This is a genomic window from Flavobacterium sp. (assembly GCF_043779715.1).
Lineage (GTDB): Bacteria > Bacteroidota > Bacteroidia > Flavobacteriales > Flavobacteriaceae > Flavobacterium.
Genome location: NZ_JAYWDT010000073.1, coordinates 1 through 4,228 on the forward strand (window position 1 = coordinate 1; position 4,228 = coordinate 4,228).

The 4,228-nt window shown below is 32.5% G+C and carries 4 protein-coding genes; all 4 read left to right on the forward strand.

Features of this window, described 5'->3' with window-relative positions; all coding sequences use genetic code 11:
- Window positions 1–2,310 (forward strand): type I restriction endonuclease subunit R (locus tag ACH2BG_RS03875; RefSeq protein WP_395046405.1); only part of this gene is annotated, 2,310 nt, incomplete at its 5' end.
- A 209-nt stretch (window positions 2,311–2,519) separates the two neighbouring features.
- Entirely contained in the window at window positions 2,520–3,035 is a 516-nt protein-coding gene (locus ACH2BG_RS03880; RefSeq protein WP_395046406.1) for a hypothetical protein, read from the forward strand.
- Between the two features lie 2 nt (window positions 3,036–3,037).
- Window positions 3,038–3,526: a multiprotein-bridging factor 1 family protein gene (locus tag ACH2BG_RS03885; protein ID WP_395046407.1), complete on the forward strand. Its 489-nt coding sequence runs from the start codon at window positions 3,038–3,040 to the stop codon at window positions 3,524–3,526.
- The gene (locus tag ACH2BG_RS03890) at window positions 3,526–3,960 is read left to right on the forward strand and encodes a hypothetical protein (RefSeq protein ID WP_126744973.1); all 435 of its coding nucleotides are present in this window, start codon (window positions 3,526–3,528) and stop codon (window positions 3,958–3,960) included. Before ACH2BG_RS03885 ends, ACH2BG_RS03890 begins: the two co-directional genes overlap by 1 nt.
- Window positions 3,961–4,228 lie beyond the last annotated feature (268 nt).

A 4,228-nucleotide genomic window follows, 5' to 3' on the forward strand; every position in this document is an offset into this window, starting at 1 on the left:
AATCAGTCGTTCAAACAAACCTTCTATTGGACGGATGTAGCCAACAATCGCCTGACTAATATATTGAATGGTTTTACTACGGACTTTTTAGATCCGTGCCATATCTCTAAAATGATATGCAAATACATTGTGTTGAGTGAAGCCTACAAAATACTAATGGTGCTTCGCCCCTACCAATACTATGCGGTAGAAGCATTGGTTGAAACGGTAAAGAATACCAACAAAAATGCCTATATCTGGCATACTACCGGTTCAGGAAAAACCTTGACTTCGTTTAAAGCAAGTCAGATTTTAATGAATTTACCACAAGTCAAAAAAGTGGTTTTTGTGGTAGACAGAAAAGATTTAGATTACCAAACTACCAAAGAATTCAATAGCTTCAGCAAAGGAAGCATCGATGGAACTGACAATACCAAAGCATTGGTAAATCAGTTCTCGGATGATACTAAACTCATTGTAACCACCATTCAAAAACTAAATACCGCCATAAGTAAAAAGCAGTATTTGAGCAAAATGGATAAACTGAAAGACGAACGCATTGTATTCATTTTTGACGAATGCCACCGTTCTCAATTCGGGGAAACACACACTCGTATAAAATCTTTTTTCAATAATATTCAATTATTTGGCTTTACCGGTACGCCCATTTTTGCTGATAATGCGGTAAAGAATGAATTAGGGAAACGCACCACCAAAGAGTTGTTTGGCGAATGTTTGCACAAATATGTGATTACAGATGCCATTAAAGACGAGAACGTTTTAAAGTTCTCCGTAGAATATGTTGGTCGTTACAAACAAAAAGACGACAGCAAGACAAACATAGACATTGAAGTAGAAGACATTGATACTAAAGAATTAATGGAATCTCCTTTGCGTTTAAACAAAATTGCTGATTACATAATAGACAATCACAATCGTAAAACCCACAGCAGGGAATTCACCGCAATGTTTTGTGTGAGCTGCGTGGAAACCCTGATTAAATATTATGAAGTCCTTCAAGCCAAAAAAGAAGAAGGAAAACACAATTTAAAAATTGCAACTATTTTCAGTTATGCTACCAATGAAGATGATAAAGATGCCAATGGTTTCATCCCTGAAGAATTAGATATAGCAGCAGAACCAGCTGAAAAGTACGGTTTAAACTCGCATTCCAGAGAAAAGCTAGATGCGTTTATTGTGGATTATAATACCATGTTTGGCACTAAATTCTCAACTAAAGACAGCGTTTTATTCTATAATTATTACAATGATATTTCTAAAAACGTAAAAAACAAAAAGATTGATATTCTCCTAGTAGTCAATATGTTTTTAACTGGTTTTGATAGTCCAAACCTGAATACGATGTATGTGGATAAGAACTTGAAACATCACGGATTGATTCAAGCCTATTCTAGAACAAATAGAATCCTGAACGAACAGAAATCACAGGGAAACATTATAGTGTTCCGTAACCTCAAAAAAGCAACTGATGACGCTATTGCACTCTTTTCTAATAAAGACGCAATAGATGTAATTATTATGCAACCTTACGAGGATTACGTGCAACAATTCAGTGAAGCAGTCAATGAACTATTAAAAATTGTACCAACAGTAAACAGCGTAAATGATTTACAAAGTGAAAAGGAGGAATTAGAATTCATCAAAGCGTTCCGGGAACTAATGCGACTTAAAAATGTGCTGACCACTTTTTCAGATTTCACGATGGAAGATTTGGATATGGACGAGCAACTTTTTGAAGATTACAAAAGCAAGTACCTTGATTTACACGATAAAGTCAAAAATGACCATAGTAAAGAAAAAGTTTCCATTCTGGAAGACGTAGATTTTGAATTGGAATTAATACACCGTGACGAAATCAACGTTACTTATATTCTAAAACTATTGGCAGGCTTAAAAAACGCCGACCCAAAAGAGAAATCCAAGAAGCAAAAAGAAATCATTGATTTACTGACAGGAGAAGCAAACCTGAGAAGCAAACGTGAACTGATAGAACGTTTCATACTAGAAAATCTCCCTGCAATAGAAGACACAGAAGACCTACCAGACCAATTTGAAAAATACTGGAATGAAGAACAGATAAAAGCCTTCAAACTACTAGTACAGGAAGAAAACTTGTCAGAAGAAAAAACAGAACAGCTAATAGAAAATTACCTCTTTGCCGAACGTGAACCTTTAAGAGATGAACTCTTGGACTTAATAGAAGGTGAAAAGCCTAAAGTATTGGAACGTAAGAAAACAGGAGATAGAATCTTGAGTAAGATTGTTGGATTTGTAGAAACTTTTGTGAGTGGGTTTGCGAAGGTGGGGTAAAGCAGATATAGATAATTATCTTTATTAGAAATAAACACAAAGGGCAAGGAACATGTTGCAAACGACATGCAACTCATTGTTTATAAATCATTTGCGACGAACATAAGGTGTAATTAAGAAAATAGTAGGACTTTATGTTGATAACTTAGCTACTACTGTATAGAAAAATCATATAATTTTGCTAAAAAATAAACCTATAAGTTGATTTAATGGAAATAATTAATACATTTGTACCCGGATTAACGGCATTCAAGTTCAGCTCGAAAGATGAGTTAGCTCGAAATCTTGCCGTATGGATGGATACAAAATACTTATATGAGTTTTTTGAAAAACACAAAGAGCATCTGACTTACTTTAATGTCACATCAGTAAAAGAAGCAGTAAATATTACTTTAAGAGAGGTTGAACAAATACAAGAAAAATTATTTGAGCTTACACAAAATGGCGATAAACAACTTGATGAATTATTCCAAAATTTAGATGACAATGAATACCGCGAAACACTATTGTCTAAACAAAAATCAAAACAACGTTGGATAAGATTATACGCTATCAAAATTGAACCCAATCATTATGTTATTACAGGTGGAGCAATAAAACTTGTACACAAAATGAAACAAAGTGAATTAACACAAAAAGAGAAAACTACAATTGAAAAATGTAGAAATTATTTGTTAGAACGAGAAGTTTATGATGCAGATAGTTTTTATGAATTAATTCTTTAAAAATGAAAACCAAAAATTTAGAAAATTTTCAAAAACTAGTTTCTAACGAACAGTCTGCTTGGTTAGATAAGTTTTTATACTATAAAGCCAATAAAAGCTGGTTAGATAAATCAGCAATGGTAGCAGTAAATGTTTTAGAGGCATTAAAAGCGAAGGGTTGGTCACAGAAAGACTTAGCTCAAAAAATGAAAGTCTCTGCACAACAAGTGAATAAAATTCTTAAAGGACAACAAAATTTAACTTTTGAAACGATATGTAAACTTGAAACTGCATTAGAGATTTCATTAATGGAAATAATAGATTATAAACAAGTAGCAGAAATTAAAACTTCGGCTACTCAAATAAAATCAGCTTCAACTACATTGAAGGAAGAGTTTATTGTAGTAAGTGTTAATAAAGATACTTCTACGACAAAAATACCTCAAATGAAAGTAGTACATAATAAAATGGACTATTCAGAATCTCATAACCAATACGCGATTGCTAGGTAATGGAAAGAAACAAAAAAGATATAGAGTTTAGTATTAAAGGCATTAAGACTGAACAATTTGCTTTGTTTGAAGAAAATCATCTTGACAAAGGCAAAATTAATTTAGAAACCAATTTATCTTACGGTTTAAATACTGAAGAAAGAGATTTCATAACTTCAATCAAATTTACTTTTGAAATGAAAAAGAAGCCTTTCATCGCGATTCAAGTAAATTGTAATTTTGAGATTGGAATTGAATCTTTCAATGATTTAGTAGTTGATGGTAAAATTATTATTCCAAGTTGGTTTATAGCACACATGGCAATGATAACAGTAGGGACGTCAAGAGGGATTCTACATACTAAGACAGAAGGAACAATTTTTAATAAGTACATCCTACCTACTCTTAATGTAGCGCAAATGGTTCCAGAAGATGCAATTTTTGATTACAAATAAATTAAAAATAATATTAAAAAAGGCATACAATTCGGTAACATAAAAAAGTAAAATAACGTAAAGTATTGGGTTTACTGCTAGTCAGACTCCTTGGTTCGAGCCCAAGAGAGGGAGCTTTTTTAAAACCTGATACGCAAGTATCGGGTTTTTTTGTTTTAAACTTTTTCGAAATGAAAATTTTCGATTCTGCAAAAAAATGTGAATTGGAAATGTATTTGAAATCGTATCTTTTTTTCAAGATAAAAAAATTGATATTTTATCTAAATAA